The 25,370-nt window shown below is 63.8% G+C and carries 27 protein-coding genes and 1 other annotated feature; of the genes, 19 read left to right on the top strand and 8 right to left on the bottom strand.

Going from position 1 to position 25,370, the window contains the following annotated elements:
• Positions 1 to 151 precede the first annotated feature (151 nt).
• Together sphantq_RS08365 and sphantq_RS08360 are read right to left on the bottom strand one after the other, a co-directional pair.
• Positions 152 to 1,255 carry a Fic family protein gene (locus sphantq_RS08365; protein WP_272800007.1) on the bottom strand — a complete coding sequence of 368 codons (1,104 nt, stop codon included), beginning with the start codon at positions 1,253 to 1,255 and terminating at the stop codon, positions 152 to 154.
• 84 nt (positions 1,256 to 1,339) lie between these two features.
• Complete coding sequence (locus tag sphantq_RS08360; protein ID WP_272800006.1) at positions 1,340 to 1,648, bottom strand: hypothetical protein; 309 nt, start codon at positions 1,646 to 1,648, stop codon at positions 1,340 to 1,342.
• A gap of 560 nt (positions 1,649 to 2,208) precedes the next feature.
• On the opposite strand from sphantq_RS08360, the gene sphantq_RS24380 reads away from it, so the two are divergent.
• Together sphantq_RS24380 and sphantq_RS08355 are read left to right on the top strand one after the other, a co-directional pair.
• Positions 2,209 to 2,634 carry a DUF6538 domain-containing protein gene (locus tag sphantq_RS24380; protein WP_443021541.1) on the top strand — a complete coding sequence of 142 codons (426 nt, stop codon included), beginning with the start codon at positions 2,209 to 2,211 and terminating at the stop codon, positions 2,632 to 2,634.
• 202 nt (positions 2,635 to 2,836) lie between these two features.
• Positions 2,837 to 3,034 (top strand): hypothetical protein, encoded by a 198-nt coding sequence (locus sphantq_RS08355; RefSeq protein ID WP_272800005.1) that lies wholly within the window; start codon positions 2,837 to 2,839, stop codon positions 3,032 to 3,034.
• On the opposite strand, the gene sphantq_RS08350 is transcribed toward sphantq_RS08355, so the two are convergent.
• On the bottom strand, positions 3,035 to 4,612 hold the full coding sequence (locus sphantq_RS08350; protein ID WP_129926737.1) for a peptide chain release factor 3: 1,578 nt from the start codon (positions 4,610 to 4,612) through the stop codon (positions 3,035 to 3,037).
• A 121-nt stretch (positions 4,613 to 4,733) separates the two neighbouring features.
• Positions 4,734 to 5,624 (bottom strand): aldose 1-epimerase family protein, encoded by an 891-nt coding sequence (locus tag sphantq_RS08345; RefSeq protein ID WP_242496037.1) that lies wholly within the window; start codon positions 5,622 to 5,624, stop codon positions 4,734 to 4,736.
• Between the two features lie 124 nt (positions 5,625 to 5,748).
• Between sphantq_RS08345 and sphantq_RS08340 the strand changes: the two genes are divergently transcribed.
• From sphantq_RS08340 to sphantq_RS08330, 3 genes are all read left to right on the top strand, one after another.
• Positions 5,749 to 6,285 carry a hypothetical protein gene (locus tag sphantq_RS08340; RefSeq protein WP_129926739.1) on the top strand — a complete coding sequence of 179 codons (537 nt, stop codon included), beginning with the start codon at positions 5,749 to 5,751 and terminating at the stop codon, positions 6,283 to 6,285.
• A gap of 104 nt (positions 6,286 to 6,389) precedes the next feature.
• Positions 6,390 to 6,815, top strand: coding sequence for a SufE family protein (locus sphantq_RS08335; RefSeq protein WP_129926740.1), 426 nt, complete (start codon positions 6,390 to 6,392; stop codon positions 6,813 to 6,815).
• Between the two features lie 58 nt (positions 6,816 to 6,873).
• Positions 6,874 to 7,368 carry a hypothetical protein gene (locus tag sphantq_RS08330; protein ID WP_272800004.1) on the top strand — a complete coding sequence of 165 codons (495 nt, stop codon included), beginning with the start codon at positions 6,874 to 6,876 and terminating at the stop codon, positions 7,366 to 7,368.
• 121 nt (positions 7,369 to 7,489) lie between these two features.
• On the opposite strand, the gene ggt is transcribed toward sphantq_RS08330, so the two are convergent.
• Together ggt and sphantq_RS08320 are read right to left on the bottom strand one after the other, a co-directional pair.
• Positions 7,490 to 9,190, bottom strand: a complete 1,701-nt coding sequence (ggt, locus tag sphantq_RS08325) for a gamma-glutamyltransferase (protein ID WP_129926742.1) — start codon at positions 9,188 to 9,190, stop codon at positions 7,490 to 7,492.
• 323 nt (positions 9,191 to 9,513) lie between these two features.
• The gene (locus tag sphantq_RS08320) at positions 9,514 to 10,569 is read right to left on the bottom strand and encodes a quinone-dependent dihydroorotate dehydrogenase (protein ID WP_129926743.1); all 1,056 of its coding nucleotides are present in this window, start codon (positions 10,567 to 10,569) and stop codon (positions 9,514 to 9,516) included.
• A 352-nt stretch (positions 10,570 to 10,921) separates the two neighbouring features.
• On the opposite strand from sphantq_RS08320, the gene sphantq_RS08315 reads away from it, so the two are divergent.
• The 11 genes from sphantq_RS08315 to sphantq_RS08265 all read left to right on the top strand — a co-directional run bounded on the left by sphantq_RS08315 (position 10,922) and on the right by sphantq_RS08265 (position 19,182).
• Positions 10,922 to 11,863: a helix-turn-helix domain-containing protein gene (locus tag sphantq_RS08315; protein ID WP_066606682.1), complete on the top strand. Its 942-nt coding sequence runs from the start codon at positions 10,922 to 10,924 to the stop codon at positions 11,861 to 11,863.
• Between the two features lie 212 nt (positions 11,864 to 12,075).
• Positions 12,076 to 12,486, top strand: coding sequence for an RrF2 family transcriptional regulator (locus sphantq_RS08310; RefSeq protein WP_066606680.1), 411 nt, complete (start codon positions 12,076 to 12,078; stop codon positions 12,484 to 12,486).
• Positions 12,483 to 13,982, top strand: coding sequence for a Fe-S cluster assembly protein SufB (gene sufB, locus sphantq_RS08305; RefSeq protein ID WP_129926744.1), 1,500 nt, complete (start codon positions 12,483 to 12,485; stop codon positions 13,980 to 13,982). The genes sphantq_RS08310 and sufB overlap by 4 nt, the downstream gene beginning before the upstream one ends.
• A 39-nt stretch (positions 13,983 to 14,021) precedes the next feature.
• Positions 14,022 to 14,477 (top strand): hypothetical protein, encoded by a 456-nt coding sequence (locus tag sphantq_RS08300; protein ID WP_066606675.1) that lies wholly within the window; start codon positions 14,022 to 14,024, stop codon positions 14,475 to 14,477.
• 3 nt (positions 14,478 to 14,480) lie between these two features.
• Positions 14,481 to 15,227, top strand: coding sequence for a Fe-S cluster assembly ATPase SufC (gene sufC / locus sphantq_RS08295; RefSeq protein WP_066606672.1), 747 nt, complete (start codon positions 14,481 to 14,483; stop codon positions 15,225 to 15,227).
• Positions 15,224 to 15,976: a SufD family Fe-S cluster assembly protein gene (locus tag sphantq_RS08290; RefSeq protein WP_129926745.1), complete on the top strand. Its 753-nt coding sequence runs from the start codon at positions 15,224 to 15,226 to the stop codon at positions 15,974 to 15,976. The genes sufC and sphantq_RS08290 overlap by 4 nt, the downstream gene beginning before the upstream one ends.
• Positions 15,973 to 17,184: a cysteine desulfurase gene (locus tag sphantq_RS08285; protein WP_272800003.1), complete on the top strand. Its 1,212-nt coding sequence runs from the start codon at positions 15,973 to 15,975 to the stop codon at positions 17,182 to 17,184. Before sphantq_RS08290 ends, sphantq_RS08285 begins: the two co-directional genes overlap by 4 nt.
• On the top strand, positions 17,177 to 17,638 hold the full coding sequence (locus sphantq_RS08280; RefSeq protein ID WP_129926747.1) for an SUF system Fe-S cluster assembly protein: 462 nt from the start codon (positions 17,177 to 17,179) through the stop codon (positions 17,636 to 17,638). The genes sphantq_RS08285 and sphantq_RS08280 overlap by 8 nt, the downstream gene beginning before the upstream one ends.
• A gap of 108 nt (positions 17,639 to 17,746) precedes the next feature.
• On the top strand, positions 17,747 to 18,109 hold the full coding sequence (locus sphantq_RS08275) for a HesB/IscA family protein (protein WP_066606657.1): 363 nt from the start codon (positions 17,747 to 17,749) through the stop codon (positions 18,107 to 18,109).
• Positions 18,110 to 18,155: 46 nt separating this feature from the next.
• Complete coding sequence (locus tag sphantq_RS08270) at positions 18,156 to 18,953, top strand: SDR family NAD(P)-dependent oxidoreductase (protein ID WP_272800002.1); 798 nt, start codon at positions 18,156 to 18,158, stop codon at positions 18,951 to 18,953.
• 76 nt (positions 18,954 to 19,029) lie between these two features.
• Entirely contained in the window at positions 19,030 to 19,182 is a 153-nt protein-coding gene (locus sphantq_RS08265) for a hypothetical protein (protein WP_165363621.1), read from the top strand.
• Here the strand turns inward: sphantq_RS08265 and sphantq_RS08260 are convergent.
• Together sphantq_RS08260 and sphantq_RS08255 are read right to left on the bottom strand one after the other, a co-directional pair.
• Positions 19,179 to 20,075, bottom strand: coding sequence for a DMT family transporter (locus sphantq_RS08260; RefSeq protein ID WP_272800001.1), 897 nt, complete (start codon positions 20,073 to 20,075; stop codon positions 19,179 to 19,181). The two genes, sphantq_RS08265 and sphantq_RS08260, sit on opposite strands and share 4 nt — an antisense overlap.
• On the bottom strand, positions 20,068 to 21,087 hold the full coding sequence (locus tag sphantq_RS08255) for a threonine aldolase family protein (protein ID WP_272800000.1): 1,020 nt from the start codon (positions 21,085 to 21,087) through the stop codon (positions 20,068 to 20,070). The genes sphantq_RS08260 and sphantq_RS08255 overlap by 8 nt, the downstream gene beginning before the upstream one ends.
• A gap of 157 nt (positions 21,088 to 21,244) precedes the next feature.
• On the opposite strand from sphantq_RS08255, the gene sphantq_RS08250 reads away from it, so the two are divergent.
• The 3 genes from sphantq_RS08250 to sphantq_RS08240 all read left to right on the top strand — a co-directional run bounded on the left by sphantq_RS08250 (position 21,245) and on the right by sphantq_RS08240 (position 25,365).
• A complete protein-coding gene (locus sphantq_RS08250) occupies positions 21,245 to 22,336 on the top strand; it encodes a branched-chain amino acid aminotransferase (RefSeq protein ID WP_066606641.1) in 1,092 nt (363 codons plus the stop codon).
• 133 nt (positions 22,337 to 22,469) lie between these two features.
• Complete coding sequence (locus sphantq_RS08245; protein WP_066606638.1) at positions 22,470 to 23,678, top strand: FAD-dependent monooxygenase; 1,209 nt, start codon at positions 22,470 to 22,472, stop codon at positions 23,676 to 23,678.
• Positions 23,679 to 23,760: 82 nt separating this feature from the next.
• Positions 23,761 to 23,816, top strand: a sequence feature (sul1 is cis-regulatory element that is thought to sense ions involved in sulfur or methionine metabolism; They are found in Alphaproteobacteria).
• Positions 23,817 to 23,883: 67 nt separating this feature from the next.
• Positions 23,884 to 25,365 carry a SulP family inorganic anion transporter gene (locus sphantq_RS08240; RefSeq protein ID WP_066606635.1) on the top strand — a complete coding sequence of 494 codons (1,482 nt, stop codon included), beginning with the start codon at positions 23,884 to 23,886 and terminating at the stop codon, positions 25,363 to 25,365.
• The last annotated feature ends 5 nt before the right edge of the window (positions 25,366 to 25,370 follow it).

The following is a 25,370-nucleotide window of genomic DNA, read 5'->3' as shown; positions in this document are numbered from 1 at the left end:
TGTCAGAAGCAGGACGGATACTGTTCGGCGCATCGCATGCGCGGCGCACCAGCGCGAACGATGCAGATCGGCTGCGCAAATATCTCGCAAGGTTTGGGCTGGACTGGGGAGCGGTCAGGACAGATTGACCAGGCTTACCCTTTACGCGCTATCAACCGACATTGAGATAGTAGCGAGTGTGCTTCAATTCTCCCTGCCTGCGAAGGGCTTTCAGTTCGACCAGTTCCGCGAGATCGCGCGTGGCCGTCGCCGGCGCCGCGTCGGTGATCGTCCTGTAATTCGCTGCACTCAGCCCGCCTTTGAAGCCATCCGGCCCTTCCGCGAACATGCGGATCAGGGCCTTCTCCTGCCGAGCATTTATCCGCCCGCGAAGACCGTCGAGCAGCTTCGCTTTGGAAAGCAGGAAGTTGACTCGATCCAACGTGCGCTGCTGGGCTTCAAGCGCGATGACCGAGAACCAGTCGAGCCATTCATCAATGTGATTGGAGAGGCTCGCTCGCTGCAGTTGTGAATAATAGTCTTTGCGGTGGCGTTGGATGGTTTCTGCGAGCGCGGTGACTGCCGGTGCATTGAGTCCTTGCGCGAGAACTTTTTCGGCGATCGCGCGACCCAAGCGCCCATTACCGTCCTCAAAAGGATGGATGGATTCGAACCATAAATGCGCGACGCCGGCCCGAGCTAGAGCGCTTGTGGGTGACGAACCATCCGGTCGACTGTGATTGAACCAGGCAATGAACGCCTTCATTTCAGCCGGCACGGCCTCCGACGCGGGAGCTTCGAAATGCACCTTAGGCGCATGCAGTGCGCCTGAGACGATCTGCATCGGATCGGCATGACTTCGATATTGGCCTATGTCTGCAATATCTCGCCTGCCGTTCATGAGCAGGGAATGCCAGTTGAACAGTAGGGCGTCGCTAAGTGGCTCACGATAGCCGCGAAACAGGTTCGCCATAAGCTCGGCCGCTCCCGCTTCGGCGGCATTGGCGCGCCGATTGTCCGTTTTGATTCCGAGATGCTTTGCAACCGATGACTGCACGCTCGCCCGATCGAGAATCTCACCCTCGATCGCTGAGCTGTCGACAGCTTCCTGAGCCAAGAGTTCGATGGACAAATCCTGGCGATCCCCGGTGTCGAGATGGGACAAGACACCGATGAGAACGCCTGCGCCTCTCAGGAACTGGTCCTCGCGACTCCTCAGACGCTGCGCGTCGTAAGTGAAGTTGGGCCAGTCGGGTTGCTGCCAGTTCCAACGCATGATCGATAGGCCACCTTTATATCGATCATAATATCAACAAATTTGATTTATAAAAGCTCTTTTAATCGCTCAGTTTTGAGCGCTTCAGTCGCGCTGCAGTTCGCTCGGGCAAGTGGGTAATGCATCCCGTTTCGCGTCGTTGGGCGATACATAAGCCGAGCAATCCATGCGTTCGGTATCAAAGGGCATCACCAGGGTTTCAAGAGGGTCCTTGAGGTTTCCCCTCTCCAGAATCCTGCCATCTCCATCCTGTCTGGCCCAAAATTTGTCAGAAAAATGCATCATGAATCTGACAAATAAGCTTTGCAATCTGTCAGACCGCGATGCCGTCCTCGCAACCGTCGAAGCGCTCCAGCGCTCGTTGAACCAACCGGCCGCTTGATCATCACGCACGGCATTACTTTGTCGATATCGCCCACACCGCGCCTTGCTCTCCGGACCGCGCGAAGCGCAAAGAGCGCGTCGACGAAGCTCCTTTGGGAGTGGTCGCCACGTTCACCTTGTCATGCGCGCCATTAGGTTTCTCTGCTGCACGATTTTTAGGTTTTCAGGTTTGGCGGGTGCGATGATCCCCCTCAGTTGTACGAAATATGTAGCCATATTTCGGACAATCCAATGTCCAGACAGATACGATCCGTTCGTCGATTTATGTCCAGCGTCCGAAGGATCTTGGATTTTATGCCATGAATATACCATGAGCTTATTTGGGTCATAAAATTGAGGCTATTGCTCGACGCATGGAAGCTCGTCGCGCGCGCATGGTCCAGAATTGGCTGGCGCTCGAGCCGGGCCTGAGCCGAGCGTCCATGCACATCCAGCCTTTTCCACGAATACAGATCGTGCTAATGATGCCATCGGCGAATTCGCAAGTCTATGATTTTATTGCGAAATCAATCGCTTAGGTCGCCCGGCCGAAAGCTCTTCTGGGCACCAGTTCCCCAATATCGTTCGAAATGCGAGGAGATCGTAGGTCAGACGACCTCCGACGCGCGTTTGCTACACAATCTGCGCGGCAATCGTCCCGAAACCCTCGGAAAACCGCCAGTGATCGTCGAAGTGGCTGTTACACAAATCTGCCACACAATACGCCTGTCGGGCTGTGTCTGCGCGGCACACAATTCTACTATCGTCGCCGCGTTCCGCGTGATGCTCGCGATCTGATCGGTCGCACGCAGATATGGCGTTCGCTTCGGACGGATAGTCTCAAAGTCGCCTGCGCCAGTCGCCTGTGGCGATGGCGCGGATCGACGCTGAGATCGAGCACAGTCGCTGGATGGCGGGCCTCCCTCATGATCAGACGCTTTTCGAACCGTCACTTAACGATGCGGTGGCAAGGCGACCGACGATCCGTGAAGCAGCCCCTATCGATCAGGTGGTGACGACACCTCCCGTCCAGCCTTCCAGCCTGACCTTTGGCGATGCCTATGAGCGTTATCTCGCCGATCCGACACAGGCATGGTCGGCGCGAACGCGCGAATCATATGAGACAAGCCGTAAGCTCGCTATATCGGTGATTGTAAAGGATGCTCCGATGCACACGCGCGGGCTCACTGTCGCGACTATATCGATATGCTACGGTTCATGCCGCGCAATGCCGTCAAGCGCTTCCCGAAACTCACCGCACGCCAAGCCACCGACCGGGCTCGCAAGCGCGGCGAAATCCACGCCACGGGACATGCTGCCCTCATGGGAATTTTGGATGCCGTTTTAAGGCCCGCCTCGAAGGCCCTCGCCTGTTACGACAAAGGCGGCCTCCAGTTCGCGGGAGCACGCTGCTGATTACCGTTCCTTGGTCGCGCTGAATTTCACCTTGGGGTGGCGTTCCTGCTGGTAGCCGATGTCCCAGGCGCTGCGGGCCATGAAGACGAGGGCGCCGTCGCGGTCCTTGGCCATGTTGCTGACATTATGGCCGACCAGTTCCTTGATCGCCGCATCGTCGCCGCTGATCCAGCGGGCGGTGTCGAAGGGCGACTGTTCAAGGCCTGCGGCGACCTTATATTCGGCCTCCAGGCGTGAGATCAGCACTTCGAGCTGGAGCTGACCGACGACGCCGACGATCCAGTTGCTGCCGATTTCGGGGTAGAAGACCTGAATCACGCCCTCTTCGGACAGGTCGTCCAGCGCCTTGCGCAACTGCTTGGTCTTGGTCGGGTCTTTGAGTTGCACGCGGCGCAGGATTTCCGGCGCGAAATTGGGCAGGCCGGTGAAGCGCAGGCCGGGCTTTTCGGACAGGGTATCGCCCACGCGCAGCGCGCCATGATTGGGGATGCCGATGATGTCGCCGGGGAACGCCTCGTCGGCCAGTTCGCGGTCCTGCGCGAAGAAGAGGATTGGCGAGTGGACCGCGAGAGGCTTGCCCGATCCGCTGGGCGTCAGCTTCATGCCGCGTTTGAACTTGCCGGAGACGAGGCGCATGAAGGCGATGCGGTCGCGGTGCATCGGGTCCATATTGGCCTGCACCTTGAAGATGAAGCCGGTGACTTCGCTGTTTTCCGGCTCGATCGCGGCCGGTTCGGCGGGCTGGGCGCGGGGCGGCGGGGCGTGCTGGCCGAGCGCGTCGATCAGTTCGGTGACGCCGAACAATTTGAGCGCCGATCCGAAATAGACCGGGGTCAGGTCGCCTGCGCGATAGCGGTCGAGATCGAAATGGGCATAGCCGCCCTGCGCCAGTTCGGCTTCCTCGCGCAGTTTTTCCAGCGCATGGGGGGTGAGGAAATCGGCCAGTTTCGGGTCGTCCAGGCCGGTGAACTGGTGGCGGGTGCCGTCAAATTCTTTGGACGGGCCGGTGGGCTGCATCAGGCGGTTGGTGGCGAAGTCGTAGATACCTTCGAACTCGCCGCCCATGCCGGCGGGCCAGCTCATCGGGCACACGTCGAGCTGCAACTGGTCGGCGACCTCGTCCAGCAGGCCGAAGGTTTCGCGGCCTTCGCGATCGACCTTGTTGACGAAGGTGATGATGGGGACGTTGCGCAGGCGGCAGACTTCGAACAGCTTGCGGGTTTGCGGCTCGATCCCCTTGGCCGCGTCGATCACCATGACGGCGGAATCGACGGCGGTCAGGGTGCGATAGGTGTCTTCGCTGAAATCTTCATGGCCCGGCGTGTCGAGCAGGTTGAAGGTGATCGTCTCCCCATCGCGGGTCCGTTCGAACGTCATGACCGAGGAGGTGACGCTAATGCCGCGCTGCTGCTCGATCTTCATCCAGTCGGATCTGGCGCGGCGGTTTTGTCCGCGCGCCTTGACCTCACCGGCGAGGTGGATCGCGCCGCCTTCCAGCAGCAGCTTTTCGGTCAGCGTGGTCTTGCCCGCGTCGGGGTGGGAAATGATCGCGAAGGTGCGGCGGGATGGGATGGTCATGGTCAACGGCTCTTGAAAACATCCGTTCGCCCTGAGCTTGTCGAAGGGCTGCACTTTTCTTCGGAGAAAAGGACAGGGCTTCGACAGGCTCAGCCCGAACGGAATCCTTTGAAGGCGCCCGTTACACGTCCACCAGCGTCACGTCCATGCGGAAGGATCGGTGGTCGCCCGGCAGCAGCGCCATGATGCCCTGCTTGTCCCAGACGTCGCCGGTAAAGCCCACCAGATCGGCCATGCCGGCCCAGGGCTCGACGCACAGATAATGCGCGCCGGGCTTTTGCCAGAGTCCGAGCCAGGGGGTGTCGGGGAAATCGATCTTCAGATGCGGTTGGCCCGGCACACCCCAGGTCAGCGAGCGGCTGGCGAGATCGTCCCAGATCAGGGCGTCGCCGTCGAACAGGGCGTAGGTGGGGACGAGCGTGTCGCCGTCCACCGGGGAGGGGAAGGGTTCGCGGGCGATCAGGCCGGGTTCGCTGCCGACCTTGCGGATCGGGGCGGGTTCGGGCGCTTCGAAGAGGATGCGATGATCCTCGACTGTGCCGCCATAGGGAAGCGGCCAGGCGAAGGCGGGATGATAGCCGAAGCTGAAGGGCATGGCCGTTTCGCTCCGGTTGGTGACGGTGGCGGTCATGCGCAGGGTTGCGCCTTCGCACGCGAAGGCCATGTCGAGGCGGAAGTCGAAGGGATAGACGGCGCGCGTCTCATGGTCCGCCTCCAGCCGCAGCAGCAGGTGATTATCGTCCTGTTCGATGGGCAGGAAGACGCTGCGGCGGGCGAAGCCGTGCTGGGGCATGGGATAGTCCTGGCCGTCCAGTCGATAGACGTCTCCGCGCGACCGGCCGACGAAGGGGAAGAGCAGCGGCGCATGGCCGGTCCACCAGCGAGGATCGGCGTTTGTCATCATCTCGCGCCCGGCAGCGTCCTGCAAAGACCAGAGTTCCGCGCCGATCGGATCGATGGCGGCGGACAGGGTGGACGAGGCGATGGTGAGGCGCGCGTCGGATCGGGACAAGACATATCTCCTGCGGGATGGAGCGTGCCGCATAGCGCGGGGGGTGCGCCTTGTCTTGCGCCACAATCGTTTCGGCCCGGAACCGACCTGTCCGTCGCTGGTTTGATGGGCCGGGAGGACTATCATGCAATTTACGACGACCGCCATTGCCCTGATGTTGATGCTGCCGGGTGCGGCGCTGGCTCAGGAGGCACCCAAGCCGGATCAGACCAAGCCGGATCAGACCAAGCAGGAGCCGGAAAAGCGCCGTGACGGGACGCTGGACAAGGCCGGTACCATCGCGACGCAACCGGCGCGCGACATTGGGTTGGACAAGGACGAGATTCCGCCCGTTTTGCTCAAGGCGGTGGACAATCCCTATGCTGCGCCGCCTTCGCGGACCTGCAAGGGGCTGAAAGCCTCTCTGGCCGAACTCAACGCCGTGCTGGGCGAGGATTTTACCATCGGCGCGAAGGCGAACGAGAATCGCACCGGCAAGATCGCCGAGGCGGTCGGCAAGACGATCGTCAATTCGCTCATCCCCTTCCGCGGGCTGGTGCGCGAGATCAGCGGCGCCGCCCCGGCCGAGCGGCGGTTGCAGGCCGCGGTGACGGCGGGCGTCGCGCGGCGCGGCTATCTGCGCGGCTATGCGGCGGCCAAGGGATGCAAGGTCACGAACTGACGGGTGCGGTGGACAGATAAGATAGAGGATGCCTGTCCCCGCCTGCGCGGGAACAGGTTGCGCCATGATGCAAAGCGGGTTCCGCTTTTACCATTTGCCCCTATATGGCGGGCATGACCGACCAGCCCAATCTCGCCGATCTTCAGGAAGAATATGAATTTCTCGATGTGGACGACCGTTATCGGTTGCTGATCGATCTGGGGCGCGGGCTGGAGGACATGCCCGATGCGCTCAAGACCGACGCGACTTTGGTGCGGGGCTGTTCGGCGGCGGTGTGGGTCTATCCTACGGTCCTGGATGATGGTCGGCTACATTTCCTGGCGGACAGCAATGCCGCGATTACCAAGGGGATTATTGCGCTGGTGCTGCTGACCGTTCAGGATCGCGCGCCCGGCGACATCAGCGCGTCCGATATCGAGGGCGCACTGGCGCCGTTCGACCTCAAGAACCAGCTCAGTTCCAACCGGACCCAGGGTATTCCCAACATGATCGCCCTGATCCGCGACACGGCGGCGCGTTACGCCGCATAGGAAACTCCCGGCGGGTTGAAACATTGTCCTTCCGTAACTGTATGGAAGGAAAACGGCGATGCGCGCCATTGTGATGATTGCAGCTGTGGCCACGCTGGCGGCCTGTAGCGACAACACGCCCAAGGAGCTGACCCAGCGCGAGCAGATCGGCCAGGTATGGAAATATGAGGGCGGTGAGAGTGGCAAGCCCAAGGTCGCCTATATCGGCAGCGCCAACAGTGTGCAGACGATGACCGCACCCGACACATTTTCGGTCCTGCTGGTTCAGCCGCTCAAGGAGGGCGGCGCGGACGTGACGGTCAAGCTGGTCGGTGCGCCCTTTACCTGCGACCTGTCGGACTGCCGGATCACGGCCACCACTGACGACGGCAAGCGCCACGAATGGAAAGGGCGGATGGCGACCAATGACGACGGCATCGCGATCGCGCCGTCGCAGGGGGCTTATGATGCGATCAAGGACGCCAAGAGCATGAAGGTCGACCTGGTGGTGGACGGGAAGGCACAGACCGCGCCGTTCGACTTTAATCTGGCGGGGCTGGATTTGAACGGGTGATCTTCATGCTCCGTTCGTGCTGAGTAGCCATTGGGCGAAATCGAAATGGCGTATCGAAGGATGCTTCGATACCGGACTTCGACAAGCTCAGCCCTACTCAGCACGAACGGGTTTGTCGGGATTACTCCTGCAACGACACGCCTGGACTGCGCGGGTCGGCGGCGCCCTGCCAGTGGCCGTCAGGCAGACGCTCGGCGGCATTGGCCTTGAGGCCCATGCGGTTGACGCTGACGCGGTGGCCCAGTTTCTCCAGTGGCGCCTTCATGGCTTCGAGCGACGTGCCCTGTTCCAGAACCAGTCCGTCGCCGTTGAAGAAGAGCAGGCCATGGGCGATCGAGTCCTGCGCCGAGAGGCCCCAGTCGAAATGGGCGATCAGCGCCTTGGCGACCTGCATAATGATGGTCTTGCCGCCCGCCGCGCCGACGGTGAAGATGGGCGTGCCACCGGCGTCATAGACGATGGTGGGCGACATAGAGGAGAGAGGGCGCTTGCCTGGTTCCACCCGGTTGGCGACAGGCTTGCCATCCTTTTCAGGGGTGAAGCTGAAATCGGTCAGTTCATTGTTGAGGATGACGCCGTTTGCGATCAGTTGGCTGCCGAAGAAACTTTCGATGGTGGAGGTCCAGGCGGCGATGTCGCCATTGCGGTCGATCGCGACGAAATGGCTGGTGCCGCTTTCGGGCTGGGGCAACGAGGCGGTGCGCGGCTGCGCGCCGGGCGGGGTGCCGGGCTTGTAGGCACCCAGCGCCTTATTGAGGCGGATCAGAGAGGAGCGCCGCCTGAGATAGGCGGGGTCGATCATGCCGCTGACCGGGACGGATACGAAGTCTGGGTCGCCCAGCCAGGTTTCCCGATCGGCATAGGCGAGTTGCATCGCTTCGCCGATGACGTGCCAGCTACGCGGGTCATCCTTGCCCCATTGCGCCAGCGGGAAGCGTTCCACCATGCCGAGAATTTCCAACACGGTGACGCCGCCGGCCGAGGCCGGTCCCATGCCGCAGACGGTATAGGCGCGGTAGGGGCCGCAGACGGGCTTGCGGGGTTTCGCCTTGTAGGTCGCGAGGTCGGCCTCCGTGAGCGGCGCCGGATTCTTGGGGGCGTTGGTGACGGCGGCGCTGATGAGGCGGGCGTTTTGGCCGGTATAGAAGGCGTCCGGGCCTTCCGCGGCGATGCGTTTGAACAGGGCGGCGAGCGGCGGGTTCTTGAGTGTGGCGCCCACCGGGGGCGGGGCGCCATTCACCCAGAAGAGCTTCTGGATTTCGGGGAAGTCGGCCCAGATATTCTGGGTGGCGCGCAGGGCGGTGGCGGTGCGTTCGCCCAGGTCGAAGCCATCTTCGGCATAGCGGATCGCGGGGGCGAACAGGTCGGCCCAGGGCAGCTTGCCCCATTTTTTATGCACGTCCCACGCCATGCGCAGATTGCCCGGCACGCCGGCGGAATAGCCGCCCGGCCAAGCCTGCATGAAGGGGAGGGGCTTGCCGTCTGCGCCCATGAAGCGGTCCGGCCGCGCGGCGGCGGGGGCGGTTTCGCGGCCGTCGATCGATTCGAGCAGGCCGGTCGCGCCGTCATGATGCATCAGGAAACCGCCGCCGCCGATGCCGCTATTGTGCGGTTCCACGACGTTGAGCGTCAGCATCATCGCTATCGCGGCGTCGGTGGCGCTTCCGCCTTGGCGCAATATCTCCTGTCCGGCCTGCGCCGCGCGGGGATCGGCGGCGGACACGGTGGCGTTGGTCGACACCGGCGCGCGCGCGGCGGCAGGTGCGGGGATGAGGGCAAGGAGGGCGAGCGGGGCCAGCAGGCGCGAAAGGCGGGGAAGCATGGCCGTCACCCTAGCCATAAGGTTGCGCGCCGCAACCCTTTGTGGCGGTTTTTGGGCATGGCAGGGCGTTGGGTTGGGCAGAAGCGGGCGCTCAGCAGACCAGTCGCATAACCGGCAAGCGGATGACCCACACCGCACCCCAGCGAAGGCTGGGGTCTCAGGCGACGATGCGATGCGGTTGGGTAAGCGCCAAGCCGAAGCGCCGCGTCCCCCCCTCACAAGACCCCAGCCTTCTGGGGTGACGGGATTTTTACGTCGCCTTCCGCTTGAAGCCTCGCGCAAAGCGGAATGGCGGTAAGCCTACCCATTGATGCCGCACTATATCAGACGTCCACGCCCACCAATTCGGCGATCGTCTTCACGCCATCCCGTGCCATCAGCGCCTTCAGCCCCGCGTTGATCCGCCTGGCCAGATACGGCCCTTCATAGACCAGCGCGCTGTAAAGTTGGACCAGCGACGCGCCGGCGCGGATGCGGGCATAGGCTTGGGTCGCATTGGCGATGCCGCCGACGCCGATCAGCGGCAGCCGGTTGCCGGCCAGGCGCCGGAAATCCCGAAGCCGCGCCAGCGACAGGTCGGTCAACGGCGCGCCGGACAGGCCGCCCGTTTCGCCCGCATGGGGCGAGCGCAGCGCCGGGCGCGACAGAGTGGTGTTGGACACGATCAGCGCGTCGACGCAATGGTCGATGCAGGCCGCGGCGATATCCTCCACGTCGGCCGGTTCCAGATCGGGCGCGACCTTCAGGAAAATAGGCGTCGTTCCCGCGCCGCGCGCCGCCATCACCGCAGAGAGCAGATCGTCCAGCGCGGCGCGGCCCTGCAGTGCGCGCAGGCCGGGCGTGTTGGGGGAGGAGATGTTGACGGTGAGATAGTCGGCCAGCGGGGCCATGCAGGTGACGCCGGTCACATAGTCCGCGATGCCGCGCCCGGCCGCCGTCGCATCCTTGTTCGCGCCGATATTGATGCCGATCACCGGGCCGCCGCTATTTACGGGCTGGCGGTAGCGGGCGATCCGGTCCGCGGCCGCGCCCTGACCGCCATTGTTGAAGCCGAAGCGGTTGATGACGGCGCGGTCCTCGACCAAGCGGAACAGGCGCGGCTGGGGATTGCCCGGCTGGGCCAGCGGGGTCAGCGTGCCCAGTTCGGCGAAGCCGAAGCCCAGGCCATGCATTTTATGCGCGATCCGGCCGTCCTTGTCATAGCCCGCGGCGAGGCCGATGGGGTTGGGGAAGCGGATTCCCGCCACCACCGATTCCAGCATTGGATCGACGCCAAGCGGCGCGGTGGTCGGCATTAGGCGCAAGGCGGCGATCGAGAGATGGTGGGCGCGCTCGGCATCCAGGGCGAAGAGCAGCGGGCGGATCAGGCGATAGGACATCGCCAAGCCTATGCCAGCGGACCATCGGCCCGTCGAGTCACTGTGGCCATGCGGCAACAGCGCGGCGACAAGGTTATTTCATGACAAGAAACGTCATGAATGGAACCGTTTGCGCGCCAAAAATGTCCGTTTCATCCAATAAAGTTGCTTCGATTCGGGCGTAAAGCCGCCTTGCGACCCGAAGGCTCTCTGGCCTATGGCCAATGAGACCTTTTACTGACCCGGCGGTGCAAACCGCCGGGTCATTTTTTTGGCGCATTTCAAAGCTAGGTGCCGAAAAACTTTACCATATTTCAAGCGGCCGCTTGCGCTGCGCCTGCGTTGGCGCATAGTGATCGGCAGGGGTGAAAACATGGGGTCGCATCACAGCGATAATGTGGCGCGCGCAGTCGCGTTGCCGGATGACCGCGGGCCGCTGTCCTACACGGTCGATGCCGCACAGGGGCCTGTCCGGCTGCGCTATTTCGCGCCGCCCGCGCATCTGCGCGCCTATTTCGGATCGCTTTATTATTTCACCGTGTCGGCTGATCGCTATGCCGACGTCACCCGCGCCGATGTGCCGCAGTTGCGGCTGATGCTGGAGGGTGGCGGCGACTATCATTTCCAGGACGGGACGGTGATGGCGACGCCCGACGTCTGCCTGCTGGGGCCGACCATGGGGGCGACCCGGTTCGAACTGGACCGGCCGGCGCGGGTGATGGGCATTTCGCTGCTGCCCGCCGGCTGGCTGGCGCTATATGGCGGCGACGCCAGCGAGTTGGCGGACCGGTTGTGCGACCTGGCCGCCGAACGGGGCGACGCCTATGCCCGGTTGCTGGACGGGTTGCGTGGGCTGGGCGAGGATGCCGACGCCATGGCGGCGCTGTGCTGGGCAGAACTGGGGCGGCTGACGCGGCCATTGCGCCCGGCGACCTGGGAATTACTGGCGGCGATCGACGCCTGGCTGATGGACGAAGGGTCGCCGCGGATTGAAATACTGGCGGAGACGACCGGCCTGTCGCCGCGCCAACTCGCCCGCCTGGCCAATAAATATTATGGCGCGCCGCCCAAATTGCTGGCGCGCAAATATCGGGCGCTGCGCTGTTCGGCGCGGATCGCGCTGGACGGGGAAAGCTGGCAGCAATTGTGCGAGGAGGGCGGCTTTTACGACCAGTCGCACTTCATCCGGGAAATCAAGCATTTCATCGGCCTGACCCCGCACCAGTTGCAGACCGAGCCGTCTGCGGTGGCGCAACTGACGCTACTGCGGCGATCGCTGGGCGGCGACGTGGCGGTGCTGAATCGGTTGAGTTGAGCGATCAGAACGGCTCCCATATCCATTCGCCCTCAGCCTGTCGAAGGGCCGCAACCAGCAGGATGCCTCGACAGGTTCAACCCGAACGGATTATGTGAAGCGCGTTGTTCTAAGCCTTTCCAGGCAAAAATGCCTTGATTAACCGCGCCCGCGGGGCCACATGCGGCCAATCGGATGGATTCGATCCGATTTGAGAATGGTTCGCAATTGATATGAAATTATCGAGCTTCGCTGACTATGCGGTCGTATTGATGTCCGCTGCGGCGCGCCATTGTGGCGCGGCGAAGATGAACGCGACCACGCTTTCGGCCGAAACCGGCATCCCGCTGCCCACCGCGCAAAAGCTGGTGAGCCGGCTGTCGGCGGCCGGGCTGCTCGAATCGAGCCGGGGCACCGGCGGCGGCGTGCGCCTGTCGCGCCCGCCCGCGACGATCACGCTGGCCGATGTGGTGGAGGCGGTCGAAGGACCGATCGCCATGACCGCCTGCAACGAATTGGGGGCGCATGACTGCAATCTGGAAACCGACTGCCGCATCCGCCCGCACATGAATGTGGCCAATGAAGCGATCCGATCCGCCCTGGCCGGCGTGACGATCGCCAGCCTTAGCAGAGAAATGGCATGACCGAACAAGCAACCACCGTTCAAGGCTATTCTGGCCGCAACCAGGAAGCGCAGGAGGCCGCGGATCGCGCCTCCACCTACGAACATGGCTGGTCTTCGGCCATCGAGCAGGATTTCGCGCCCAAGGGGCTGAACGAGGATACGGTCCGCTTCATTTCCGCCAAGAAGAAGGAGCCGCAATGGCTGCTCGACTGGCGGTTGAAGGCGTTCGCCATGTGGAAGACGATGACGCCGCCGGACTGGGCGAAGCTGAACGTCCCGCCGATCGACTATCAGGACGCCTATTATTACGCCGAGCCGAAGAAGAAGGTGGAGCTGGACAGCCTGGACGAGGTCGATCCGGAGATATTGGCGACCTACAAGAAGCTGGGCATTCCCATCGCCGAACAGGAAGTGCTGGCAGGCGTGAAGGGTTCGCGTCGGGTCGCGGTGGACGCGGTGTTCGACAGCGTCAGCGTCGCGACGACCTTCCGCAAGGAGTTGGAGGAAGCGGGGGTCATCTTCCGCTCAATCAGCGAGGCGGTGCGCGAATATCCCGATCTGGTGAAGAAGTGGCTGGGCAAGATCGTGCCGATGCACGACAATTATTTCGCGACGCTCAACTGCGCGGTGTTTTCCGACGGCACCTTCGTCTACATTCCCAGGGGCGTGCGCTGCCCGATGGAACTCAGCACCTATTTCCGCATCAATGCGGAGAATACCGGGCAGTTCGAACGGACTTTGATCGTCGCGGACGAGGGGTCTTATGTCTCTTACCTCGAAGGCTGCACCGCGCCGATGCGCGACGAGAACCAGTTGCACGCCGCCGTGGTGGAACTGGTCGCGCTGGACGATGCGGAGATCAAATATTCGACCGTCCAGAACTGGTATCCCGGCGACGCGGACGGCAAGGGCGGCATCTATAATTTCGTGACCAAGCGCGCTTTGTGTCAGGGCAAGAACAGCAAGGTAAGCTGGACGCAGGTGGAAACCGGGTCCGCGATCACCTGGAAATATCCGTCCTGCGTGCTGAACGGCGAGAATAGCGTCGGGGAGTTTTATTCGGTCGCGCTGACCAACAATCTGCAACAGGCCGATACCGGCACCAAGATGATCCACAATGGCAAGGGGTCGCGATCGACCATCGTGTCGAAGGGGATTTCGGCCGGGCGCAGCAACAATACTTATCGCGGGCTGGTGCGCGTGGCGCCGGGGGCGGAGGGCGTGCGCAACTTCACCCAGTGCGATTCGCTGCTGCTGGGAGACCAGTGCGGCGCGCACACCGTGCCCTATATCGAGGTGCGCAACCCCAGCGCGCAGATCGAGCATGAGGCGACGACGTCGAAGATTAGCGACGACCAATTGTTCTACGCGATGCAGCGCGGGCTGGATGCGGAAAGCGCGGTGAGTTTGATCGTGAACGGGTTCGCGCGGGAAGTGTTGCAGCAATTGCCGATGGAATTTGCGGTCGAGGCGCAGAAGCTGCTGGGGATTTCGCTGGAAGGATCGGTGGGTTGACGCCAGGCGCGGCTCCATAACAGGACCAAGGAAGAAAAATTGAGCGACGAAGACGATATTCAGGATGCCCTGGCGGATTTTGCGGAGGATGTTGGCAATGGCCAGGCGTGGACCGCCGCGATCCGTATCCTGACCGAGGATTATGAGCTGGAAGAAGGCGAGCTGGAGACGCGCGCCCGCGCCGATTTCGGCGATTTGGACGCCTATGAGGCGACCAGCCGCGATACCCTGCAAAAAGCCGACGCGGCGATGACCGAGAAGCTGCGCAAGGACAAGGCGTTCCACAAGGCGAAGGCGCCCAACCTGGCCCGCATGGGGCCGGTGAGCGAGTTCGTCGTCGCGCTGCTGGAAAAGGGACCGCCGGAGGGCGAGGCCGACTGGTGGCCCTATATGCCGATCAAGCGCCATATCGACACGCTGTTCCCCGCGCCGGGCGACGTGCGGGACATGGCGTTCTGGACCGCGCGGACGCTTCAGCGGGCGCATGAGGGATAATTTATGCTGACGATCGACAATCTCACCAACGCAATCGACGGCAAGGCGATCCTGAAGGGATTGTCGCTGACCATCAATGCGGGCGAAATCCATGCGATCATGGGGCCGAACGGCGCGGGCAAATCGACGCTGGCCTATACGCTGGGTGGACGGCCGGGTTACGACGTGACGGGCGGGACCGCGACGTTTGACGATGCGGACCTGTTCGAACTGGAACCACATGAGCGCGCGGCGGCCGGGCTGTTCCTGGGCTTTCAATATCCGGTCGAGATTCCCGGCGTGTCCAACCTGCAATTTCTGCGCGAGAGCCTGAATGCGCAAAAGCGGGCGCGCGGCGAGAACGAATTGAATGGCGGCGAGTTCATCCGTCTGGCCAAGGAAAAGGCCGCGCTGCTGGGCCTCGACATGGAGATGCTCAAGCGGCCGGTGAATGTCGGCTTTTCCGGCGGCGAGAAGAAGCGGGCCGAAATGGTGCAGATGGGCATCCTTGATCCCAAGCTGGCGATCCTCGACGAGACGGACAGCGGCCTCGACATTGATGCGCTCAAGATCGTGGGCGCGGGGATCAACGCGATCATGCGCAAGTCCGACAAGGCGGTGCTGCTGATTACCCATTATCAGCGGCTGCTCGATTATGTGAAACCGGACTATGTGCACGTGCTGGCGGGTGGCCGGATCGTGAAGTCCGGCGGGCCGAACTTGGCGCTGGAGCTGGAGCGTGAGGGTTATGCCGAGGTGGTGGCGGCGTGAACGCTCTCGCTCTGCCAACCCGCCGCCAGGAAGACTGGCGCTATAGCGATGTGGAGGCTGTCGCCGCCATCTGGCCGACGCCTGCCCCGACGCGGATCGATGTGGCGGCAGGGGACGTCGCGCGCCATCATCTGTTGCAGGACGCGGCGGATGGGACGGCGGCGGTGCATGACTATGTCATCACCATCGCCGACGGGGCGCGGTGCGATTTTCATGTGCTCAATATCGGCGGCAAGCTGGGGCGGGTGACCTTTCATGTGACGATCGGAAGCCAGGCGCATTTCGAGCTGAACGGCGCGATATTGGGCGGCGGTGACCAGACGTTGGAGATCATCACCAGCGTCACGCACGCCAAGCCCGATTCGACCAGCGGTCAGACGATCCGGTCGATCCTGGGCGGTCGCGCCACCGGCAGTTACCTGGGCAGCATCAATGTCGCGCGCGATGCGCAGCGGACCGATGCATTTCAGTCGGTCAAGGCGATGCTGCTGGACCGGACGGCTACGGCCAACGCCAAGCCGGAGTTGGAGATCTTCGCCGACGACGTGAAATGCGCGCATGGCGCGACCGTGGGCGAACTGGACAAGGCGGCGCTGTTCTATATGGCGAGCCGCGGGATGGACCCGGCGACGGCCAAGACGTTGCTGCTGCGATCCTTCGTCGCGGGTGTGTTTGATGATGTGGCGGACGAGGCGGTCAGGCAAGCGCTGGAAGCGGCCGCGATCGCCAAGCTGGAGGCGTTGGTATGAACGATCTCGCCCAGACTTTGCGGTTGCGGGATGATTTCTCCGGTGTGGGCGACTGGCACTATCTGGACAGCGCCGCGACCGCGCAGAAGCCCCATGCCGTGATCGACGCCATCGCGCGCGCCTATGGCCCGGATTATGCGACGGTGCATCGCGGCGTCTATGAGCGGTCGGCCAACATGACGCTCGCCTATGAAGCGGCGCGGCGCAAGGTTGCCGGCTTCATCGGCGCGGCGAGCGACGGTGAGATCGTCTATGTCCGAGGCGCGACCGAAGGGATCAACCTGGTCGCGCAATGCTGGGCCGGGACGCAACTCAAGGCGGGCGACCGCATCCTGTTGTCGATGCTGGAGCATCACAGCAATATCGTGCCGTGGCAGATCGTCGCGGAGAAAGTCGGCGCGGCGATCGACGTCGTGCCGCTGACGCAGGATGGCAAGATCGACCTGGACGCGATGCGCGCGATGATTACGCCGCAGCACCGGATGGTCGCGCTGGCCCATGTGTCCAACGTGCTGGGCAGCGTGCTGGACGTGCGCCGCGCCGCCGATATCGCGCATATGGTGGGTGCCAAAATCTTGATCGACGGGTGCCAGGCGGTGCCACGGCTGGCCGTCGATGTGGCGGCGATGGATTGCGATTTCTACGTTTTTTCCGCGCACAAGCTGTACGGGCCAACCGGCATCGGCATATTGTGGGGACGGACCGAATTGCTGGACGCCATGCCGCCCTATCAGGGTGGCGGGTCGATGATCGACAAGGTGACGTTCGAGAAGACGACCTATGCCCCCCCGCCCAACCGGTTCGAGGCGGGCACGCCGCATATCACCGGGGTCGTTGGGCTTTCCGCTGCGATCGATTATGTGCAGGGCATCGGGCTGGACAGGGTCCACGCGCATGAGTGCTCGCTGGTGGCCAAGGCGCGGGCGGCGCTGGGCGGGATGAACAGCATCCGCCTGTTCGGGCCGGACGACAGCGCGGGCATTCTGTCTTTCGCGGTCGAGGGGGTGCATCCGCACGATGTCGGCACCATATTGGATGAAACGGGCGTTGCGATCCGGGCCGGCCATCATTGCGCACAGCCGTTGATGCGCCATCTGGGCGTCGAGGCGACCGCGCGGGCCAGTTTCGGCATTTATAGCGACGAGAGCGATGTCGAGGCGCTGGTCGCGGGATTAGAAAGAGTAAGGAAGATCTTCGCCAATGACTGACAATAATCGCGAGGAGAGTAAGATCGTGATCGAGGAAGTCGAGGCGGTGGAAGCCCCGCCCAAGGCGCGGGTCGACGAGGCGCGTCAGCGCGACTATCTGGACGGCTTCCTGTCCGCCAAGCCCAGCGCCGCGCCGGCCGGTGAACCGGGCGGCAACCTCTATGACGGGATCATCGAGGCGCTGAAGGAGATTTTCGACCCGGAGATCCCGGTCAATATCTATGATCTGGGCCTGATCTACGGCGTCGATGTGACGGACGATGGCCACGCCGTCGTCACCATGACGCTGACCACGCCGCATTGCCCGGTCGCTGAATCCATGCCGGGCGAAGTCGAACTGCGCGTGGGCGCGGTGCCAGGCGTGGGCGATGCGCAGGTCAACCTGGTCTGGGATCCGCCATGGGACCCACAAAAGATGAGCGATGAAGCCAAGCTGGAACTGGGGATGCTCTGAAAGTTTCCCCTCCCTTCAGGGAGGGGTCAGGGGAGTGGCTGTACGGTTCGGCTGCTCCAACATGCCCTCCCCCAACCCCTCCCTAAATGGAGGGGAGGAGACAAGAGAATGACCGACGTACAGACCAAGATCCGCGCCCGGCCCGCCGCCGTCATCCTGACGCCGACGTCGCAGGCGCGCATCGCTGACCTGATGGCGCAGGCGCCCGATGGCGCGATCGGCGTCAAGCTGTCCACGCCCAAGCGCGGCTGTTCCGGGCTGGCCTATTCGGTCGATTATGTGAACGAAGAGGCGAAGTTCGATGAGAAGATCGAGACGCCCGGCGGCGTGCTGTATATCGACGGCGCGTCGGTGCTGTACCTGATCGGATCGACGATGGATTGGGTGGAGGATGACTTCACCGCCGGCTTCGTGTTCAACAATCCCAACGCCAAGGGCAGTTGCGGCTGTGGCGAGAGCTTCACGGTTTAAGGCGGCCGTGTTCCCGCATAGGCGGAATATGATTGAAGGGGAATCTATGCCCCATATGCTCATCCTTGGGCTAGGCTACACCGCCGCTCGCCTGGAGGCTTGCTTGCGTGGCGAGGGGTGGCGGGTTACGGGCGTTCGGCGGAGCGCCGACGCGGATATCCTGGCCTTCGATGACGCCAGCGCCGTCCGCGCCGCCATCGCCAGCGCAACTCATATCCTGTCTTCCGTGCCGCCCGAAGGGGACGCAGACCCCGTCCTTGCCCGCTATGGCGCCGCGCTCGCCGCCGCACCGGCGCTCTGGACCGGCTATCTGTCGTCCACCGGCGTCTATGGCGATGCGGCAGGCGCCTGGGTGGATGAGGCCAGCCCGGTCGGGCAGGGGCGGCGCACCGCGCGCGCCGCCGCCGATGCCGATTGGGGCGTGCTGCGCGCCGACATGCGGCGCTTTCGCCTGCCGGGCATCTATGGGCCGGGGCGGTCGGCGCTGGACCGGGTGCGCACAGGCAAGGCGCATCGCATCGCCCTGGCGGGGCAGTTGTTCAGCCGCGCCCATGTGGACGATATCGTCGCCGGGGTGATCGCGTCGATCCATGCCGGGCCGCCCGGCATCTATAATCTGGCCGACGACCTGCCCTGCGCGCAGAATGACGTGATAGAGGCGGCCTGCGACCTGCTGGGCCTGCCCTGGCCGCCGCTCCAGACGATGGAGGCGGCCGCGCTGTCGCCGATGGCGCGGGGTTTTTACGCCGAAAATCGCCGCGTCGCCAATGGCCGGGCAAAGCGGCTGCTGGGTTGGGCGCCGCGCTATCCGACCTATCGCGAAGGCCTCGCCGCCTGCTTGTGAGACGGTCTGGCGTATGGTTTACGGCTTGTTAACCGGCGAGGACGAAGGCGGGGTCATCATAGTGCAAGGATGATCCATGACCCGTATCGACAAGGCCTTTTCCGCGCTCAGCGACCAGATGCAGCATTTGTCTGCGCCACGACCTGTCTTGGCTCCTTCCGAATCGATTCCCAGCCTGCTCGCCAAAGTCGATGCCGCCAAGCGGCGTTATCAGCCGGGCGCGCGTTAAGCCGTTTTCGATCGCAGCGCGATGCCCATACCCGCGATGGCGAGCAGCGCGCCCGCAATGGCCAGCGCGCTCCAGCGATAGCCTTCCGCCAGGGTCGAGATCAGCATCGCGATCACCGGGATCAGCACGCTGCTATAGGCTGCGCGGCCAGCGCCCATGCGCTGGATCAAGGTGAAATAGAGCGGGAAGGTCACGACCGATCCGGCGATGCCAAGCCAGCCTATGCCCAATATATAGCCCAGCCGCGGCTCGAACTGCGGCGGGCCGATGGTGGCCCAGGCGAAGGCGGCGTCCACCCCGGCACCGATCAGCATGGCCCAGGCCAGCACCGCCACCATCGGCAGGCGGCGGGCGATATCCATCCCTTGCATGACATTAGCGGCCGACGCGCTCATCAGCCCGGCGAGCGAGAAGGCCGCACCCAGCAGCACCATATCCGGCCGGACGGTCGCGGCATGATATTCATGGACCAGCATCAATATGATGCCCGTCACCGCCACCAGCGACCCGCCGATGAAGGCGCGGCTGACGGGCTGGCGGAAGATTAGCCAGGCGAGGATCGAGTTGGGAATAAGCAGCATCGCATAGACGACCGCGACCAGGCCGGAGGTCAGATAATGTTCCGCCCGATAGACGAAGTTGAAGTTCAGGACGAATTGCGCCACGCCCAGCAGCGCGGCGTAGATCAGACCCGCCCCGCCGATGCGGAGCGATACGCCGCGCCAGCGGGCGAAGGCGGCCATCGCCAGCCCGGCGAGCAGGAAGCGATAGCAGACCGACCAACTGGCCGCCACCGACCCGATCTGGTCGCGAATGATGATCCAGGTCGAACTCCAGATCAGGGTGACCAGGATGAAGGGCAGGAAAACGCCGCCCTGCTTTCCCTCAGCCATCGGTCAAGGCCCGCAGCGCCTGCGCCAGCGGCGCGATGCTGGCCGCGTCTTGCGACCAGTTGGTGACCAGCCGCGCGGCCCCGTCGCCCCAGTCGTAGAAATCGAAGCCCTGCGCGCGCAAGGTGGCGGCCTCGGCGGCGGAGAGACGGATGAACAGCTCGTTCGCCTGCACGGGATGGAGCAGGCGGCTGGCGGCCACGTCCGCAATCGCCTGCGCCGCTGCATTGGCCATGCGGGCGTTGCGGAGCCACAGGTCGCCTTCGACCATCGCCAGTATCTGCGCGGCGAGATAGCGGCCCTTGGAGAAGAGATGGCCCGACCGCTTGCGCCAGCGCTTTGCTTCGGCCGTGCGGGCTGGTGCGGAGTCGCTGAAGAAGAGCAGCGCTTCGCCGATCATGCCGCCATTTTTGACGCAGCCAAAGGACAGCGCATCCACCCCGGCGCGCCAGGTGATGTCGGCGGGTGCGCAGCCCAAGTGCGCAACGGCATTGGCGAAACGTGCGCCATCCATGTGAAAGCCCAAGCCATGCGCCGTCGCCAGTTCGCCGAGCGCGGCGACCTCGTCCGGGCTATAGACCAGGCCATATTCGGTGGCGTTGGTGATGCTGATCGCGCAGGCCGGCACCTGATGCACGTCGGGGCGGATCGCCTTCAAACGATCGGCGACGACGTCCGGCGTCAGCTTCGCGCCTTCGCCCGGCAGCGGCATCAGCGTCGCGCCATGGGTGAAGAAGCCGGGCGCGCCACATTCGTCGACGACGATATGCGCCTCCTCATGGCAGATCACGCCGCCATAGGGCGGGCAGAGCGTGGCCAGCGCGATGCTGTTGGCCGCCGTGCCGGTCGCGATCCACAGCGCGCTGACCGGGGTGTCGAACAGGGCGCTGAGCGCGCCATCCAGCTGCGCGCTCCAGGCGTCGCCATCATAGCCATGATCGGCGCGGTCGGCGGCGGCGATGGCCGCCATGACGGCGGGGCTGACGGGCGTGGCGTTGTCGGAAAAATAATGCATGGCCGCAGCGATACCCTTGGCGTCCGGCGGCGGGAAGAGGCCAGCGCGGCATCGCTGGCCCTTTTCGGCAAAATGGGTCAGTATATATGACCCATTGTTTCATGCGCCGCTCTGTGACATAGGCGGGCGCCTTGCACGCCAGAACAGGAGACTCACCATGGCCGCCGAGCAGACATCGCGTTTCACCGTTACCCCCAGCACCAAGGCTGTGGCGGCTGACGCGCGCGGGGTCCTGCTGGAAGATCCGGGCTTCGGCCGGCTCTTCACCGACCATATGGTGACGATTCGCTATACCGAGGGGCAGGGCTGGCACAGCCACGCCATTGGTCCGCGCGAACCCTTCCAGCTCGATCCCGCCTGCGCGGTGCTGCATTATGCGCAGGAAATCTTCGAAGGGATGAAGGCGTATCGGCTGGAAGATGGCAGCATCGCCATGTTCCGCCCGGAGGAAAATGCCCGCCGCTTCGCCGCGTCGGCCGAACGGCTGGCGATGCCGGCCCTGCCCGAAGACCTGTTCCTGGAAGCGGTCGAGGAACTGGTGAAGATCGACGCCGACTGGATTCCGACTGGCGAGGGCAGCCTGTATCTGCGCCCCTTCCTGTTCGCGAGCGAGACGTTCCTGGGCGTCCGCCCGTCCAACGAATATATTTTCTGCGTCATCGCGTCCCCTGCTGGCGCCTATTTCAAAGGCGGCAAGAAGGCCGTGACGCTGTGGGTGTCGGAACATTATACCCGCGCGGCGCGCGGCGGCACGGGCGCGGCCAAATGCGGCGGCAACTATGCTGCGAGCCTGGTCGCGCAGAAGGAGGCGATCGGCCATGGCTGCGATCAGGTCGTCTTCCTCGACGCCGCCGAGAATAAGTGGGTCGAGGAACTGGGCGGCATGAACGTGTTCTTCGTGATGGACGACGGGTCGATCGTCACCCCGCCGCTGGGCGGCACGATCCTGCCCGGCATCACCCGCAATTCCATCATCGACCTGGCCCGCGCCAAGGGCCATGATGTGCGCGAGGAGCCGTACAGCTTCGCCCAGTGGCGCGCGGATGCAGCCAGCGGCGCGCTGCGCGAAGCCTTTGCCTGCGGCACCGCGGCGGTCGTCACCGCGATCGGCACGGTCAAAAGCAAGGACGGCGACTTCACCATCGGCAATGGCGATGGTGGATTGGTGACGGAGACGCTGCGGGCGGAGCTGACGGGTATCCAGCGCGGGATCGTGGCCGATCCGGCGGGCTGGGTGCGTACCGTCTGAGATTATAGGGCTGCGTGCTCCCGCGAAGACGCTGAGACGAGGCACGCTACTCGTTTCAGCGCCTTCGCGGAAGTACATGCTATTTGGTCCAGATCGCTTTTCAATTCTTGGCCAAGCGCCTAGATAGCGTCGCATGGAACGCTTCGATGTCGTCATATTGGGGGGCGGGCTGGTCGGCCTGACCTTGGGTATCGCTCTTTCCGGCCATGGCGTGCGCTGCGCCGTGATCGATCCGGCTGACCCGGTTTCGACCACCGCCGCGGGTTTCGATGGCCGCGTGTCGGCGATCAGCTCGACCAGCTATGCCATGATGAACGCCATTGGCGTTGGCAAGCATCTGGCGGGCAAGGGTTGTCCGATCGACCGGATATGGGTGAGCGACGGGCTGGAGCCGGGGGCGCTCGATTTCGCGCCGGATGCCGACGATGGCGTGATGGGAACGATGGTGCCCAATCGCGACCTGCGCGTCGCGCTGGCGCAGACGGCGGCCGAGGCGGTCAATCTGACTCGCCATCAGCCCGACCGCGCGGTTCATGTGGATCGCAATGAGGATGGCGTCACGCTGACGCTGGCGAGCGGCGTCACCATCCATGGCGCGCTGCTGGTAGCGGCGGAGGGGCGCAATAGTCCCACGCGCGAGGCGGCGGGGATCAACACGACGCGCTGGCAATATAAGCATACCGCCATGGTCACGGCGATCGACCATCAACTGCCGCACGCCAATACGGCCTATGAGATTTTCTATGTCGGTGGCCCCTTCGCGCTGTTGCCGATGCTGCCGGGCACCCGGTCCGCCGTGGTGTGGACCGTGCCGACCGAGCAGGCCCCCGCGATGATGAAACTGGGCGAGCGCGCCTGGCTGGCCGAGGCGCAGAAGCGGATCGGCGGCTTTCTGGGCGAGATCAGGCTCGCGGGTCCGCGATCCTCCTATCCGCTGGGCTTCCATCATGCCGCGCGCGTCACCGATACGCGGCTGGCGCTGGTGGGCGACAGCGCGCACGCCATCCACCCGATCGCCGGGCAGGGGGTCAATCTGGGCTTTCGCGACGTCGCGGCGCTCGTCGAGGTGCTGGTGGACGGCATGCGGCTTGGCCTCGATCCGGGCGATGCGCAGTTGCTGGCGCGCTACCAGCGCTGGCGCGGCCTGGATGCGATGATGACGAGCGTGGCGATGGACGGGCTGGTGCGGCTGTTCGATGTGCCGGGCAAGCTGCCCTCGTTGGTGCGGCGCGCGGGGCTGGCGGCGGTGCAACGCAGCGGGGCGCTGAAAGGACGTTTCATGGCGGAAGCGCGGGGGCAATCGGGGGCGTTGCCCAAGCTGCTGTCCGGCGAGATGGTGTGAGGCGGCAGACCAGCAGCGGCTGATGCGAGGGGCGCAAGTGGATTGCGCTGGCGCGTCCACCACGATACAGGGCTGCCATTCGCATGGACCCGGTGCAATTCCGGGTGGCTATTTCGGCCGCCGATCCGCCGAACAACGCGCGTCACAGACTCATTCCCGCGATTGCGTTCGCGCCATTGCTGTGACCTCGTCGGTTTTCCAAAATATGAACAATATAGCTTTTGCGCGCTATCGCGCCGAATGGTTTCAGGGTGCGGATAGCGCCCGACGCGACATATTGGCCGGCATGGTGGGCACCTTCGCCTTGATCCCGGAGGTCATCGCCTTTTCCTTCGTGGCGGGCATCGATCCGCAGGTCGGCCTGTTCGCATCCTTCATGATTGGCATCGTGATCGCCTTTGCGGGTGGGCGACCGGCGATGATTTCCGGCGCGGCAGGATCGGTGGCGCTGGTGGCCGCCGCGCTCGTCCATAGCCATGGGCTGCAATATCTGCTCGCCGCTACGCTGCTGGCGGGGGTGTTCCAGATCGTCTTTGGCCTGCTGAAGCTCGACATATTGATGCGCTTCGTTTCGCGGTCCGTCCGTACCGGCTTCGTCAACGCGCTCGCCATTCTCATTTTCTTGGCGCAGGTGCCGCAGATGCTGGATGTCAGTTGGCACACCTATGCGATGATCGGCGGCGGGCTGGCGATCATCTATCTGGCGCCGCGCATCACAACGGCGATCCCTTCGCCGCTCATCTGCATCCTGATCCTGACCGCGGTCAGCATGGCCTTTCCCATGCCGATTCACACCGTGGCGGACCTGGGCCGCCTGCCGTCGTCACTGCCGTCCTTCGCTTTCCCGGTGATTCCCCTCGCCTGGCAGACGCTGACGATCATCACGCCCTATGCGCTCGCCATGGCGGCGGTCGGTCTGCTGGAATCGATGATGACCGCCAGCGTCGTCGACGACCTGACCGAAACCAGCAGTTCGAAGGCGCGGGAATGCACGGGCCTTGGCCTCGCCAATGTCGTAGCGGGGATGTTCGGGGGCATCGCCGGGTGCGGCATGATTGGCCAGACGGTCGGCAATGTCCGCTACGGCGGGCGTGGACGCCTCTCCACGCTGGTCGCGGGCGTATTCCTGCTGCTGGTGATGGTGCCGCTGCGGCCATGGGTGGCGCAGGTGCCGGTGGCGGCGCTGGTCGCCATCATGATCATGGTGTCGATCAGCACCTTTTCCTGGGGGTCGATCCGCGACCTGGCGCGCCATCCCAAGGTTTCGGGCGTCGTCATGCTCGCCACGGTGCTGGTCACCGTCGCGACCCACGACCTGTCGATGGGTGTGGCCGTGGGCGTCCTGCTGAGCGGCGTTTTCTTCGCCTTCAAGGTGACAAGGCTGATGGATGTCACCTCGACCTACGACGCGACGACGGATACCCGAACCTACACCGTCCTTGGCCAGGTCTTCTTCGCCAGCGCGGATATCTTCGCCGATCGGTTCGACCTGCGCGACACGGCGAGCCGGGTGCGCATCGACCTGGCCGCCAGTCATTTATGGGACATTACGGCGGTCGGCGCGCTGGAGGAGGTCGTCACCAAAATGCGCCATCATGGCGCCACGGTCGACGTGATCGGTCTCAACCGGGCCAGCGCCATCCTGGTCGATCGGCTCGCACCGGCGGTGGGCGGCGGGAAAGACTAGTCCAG

Origin of the sequence: Sphingobium sp. AntQ-1 (assembly GCF_028538045.1) — a bacterium.
Lineage (GTDB): Bacteria > Pseudomonadota > Alphaproteobacteria > Sphingomonadales > Sphingomonadaceae > Sphingobium > Sphingobium cupriresistens.
Note: the sequence above shows the minus strand (reverse complement) of the source record. Positions and strands in the feature narration are given on the sequence as shown.

Bases quoted from the DNA above. Each gene is read 5' to 3' on its own strand.
- sphantq_RS08365 (WP_272800007.1), bottom strand. From the start codon at position 1,255: ATGCGTTGGAACTGGCAGCAACCCGACTGGCCCAACTTCACTTACGAC.
- sphantq_RS24380 (WP_443021541.1), top strand. From the start codon at position 2,209: ATGCGAGGAGATCGTAGGTCAGACGACCTCCGACGCGCGTTTGCTACA.
- sphantq_RS08355 (WP_272800005.1), top strand. From the start codon at position 2,837: ATGCCGCGCAATGCCGTCAAGCGCTTCCCGAAACTCACCGCACGCCAA.
- sphantq_RS08350 (WP_129926737.1), bottom strand. From the start codon at position 4,612: ATGACCATCCCATCCCGCCGCACCTTCGCGATCATTTCCCACCCCGAC.
- sphantq_RS08340 (WP_129926739.1), top strand. From the start codon at position 5,749: ATGCAATTTACGACGACCGCCATTGCCCTGATGTTGATGCTGCCGGGT.
- sphantq_RS08335 (WP_129926740.1), top strand. From the start codon at position 6,390: ATGGCGGGCATGACCGACCAGCCCAATCTCGCCGATCTTCAGGAAGAA.
- sphantq_RS08330 (WP_272800004.1), top strand. From the start codon at position 6,874: ATGCGCGCCATTGTGATGATTGCAGCTGTGGCCACGCTGGCGGCCTGT.
- ggt (WP_129926742.1), bottom strand. From the start codon at position 9,190: ATGCTTCCCCGCCTTTCGCGCCTGCTGGCCCCGCTCGCCCTCCTTGCC.
- sphantq_RS08320 (WP_129926743.1), bottom strand. From the start codon at position 10,569: ATGTCCTATCGCCTGATCCGCCCGCTGCTCTTCGCCCTGGATGCCGAG.
- sphantq_RS08315 (WP_066606682.1), top strand. From the start codon at position 10,922: ATGGGGTCGCATCACAGCGATAATGTGGCGCGCGCAGTCGCGTTGCCG.
- sphantq_RS08310 (WP_066606680.1), top strand. From the start codon at position 12,076: ATGAAATTATCGAGCTTCGCTGACTATGCGGTCGTATTGATGTCCGCT.
- sufB (WP_129926744.1), top strand. From the start codon at position 12,483: ATGACCGAACAAGCAACCACCGTTCAAGGCTATTCTGGCCGCAACCAG.
- sufC (WP_066606672.1), top strand. From the start codon at position 14,481: ATGCTGACGATCGACAATCTCACCAACGCAATCGACGGCAAGGCGATC.
- sphantq_RS08285 (WP_272800003.1), top strand. From the start codon at position 15,973: ATGAACGATCTCGCCCAGACTTTGCGGTTGCGGGATGATTTCTCCGGT.
- sphantq_RS08280 (WP_129926747.1), top strand. From the start codon at position 17,177: ATGACTGACAATAATCGCGAGGAGAGTAAGATCGTGATCGAGGAAGTC.
- sphantq_RS08275 (WP_066606657.1), top strand. From the start codon at position 17,747: ATGACCGACGTACAGACCAAGATCCGCGCCCGGCCCGCCGCCGTCATC.
- sphantq_RS08270 (WP_272800002.1), top strand. From the start codon at position 18,156: ATGCCCCATATGCTCATCCTTGGGCTAGGCTACACCGCCGCTCGCCTG.
- sphantq_RS08265 (WP_165363621.1), top strand. From the start codon at position 19,030: ATGACCCGTATCGACAAGGCCTTTTCCGCGCTCAGCGACCAGATGCAG.
- sphantq_RS08260 (WP_272800001.1), bottom strand. From the start codon at position 20,075: ATGGCTGAGGGAAAGCAGGGCGGCGTTTTCCTGCCCTTCATCCTGGTC.
- sphantq_RS08255 (WP_272800000.1), bottom strand. From the start codon at position 21,087: ATGCATTATTTTTCCGACAACGCCACGCCCGTCAGCCCCGCCGTCATG.
- sphantq_RS08250 (WP_066606641.1), top strand. From the start codon at position 21,245: ATGGCCGCCGAGCAGACATCGCGTTTCACCGTTACCCCCAGCACCAAG.
- sphantq_RS08245 (WP_066606638.1), top strand. From the start codon at position 22,470: ATGGAACGCTTCGATGTCGTCATATTGGGGGGCGGGCTGGTCGGCCTG.
- sphantq_RS08240 (WP_066606635.1), top strand. From the start codon at position 23,884: ATGAACAATATAGCTTTTGCGCGCTATCGCGCCGAATGGTTTCAGGGT.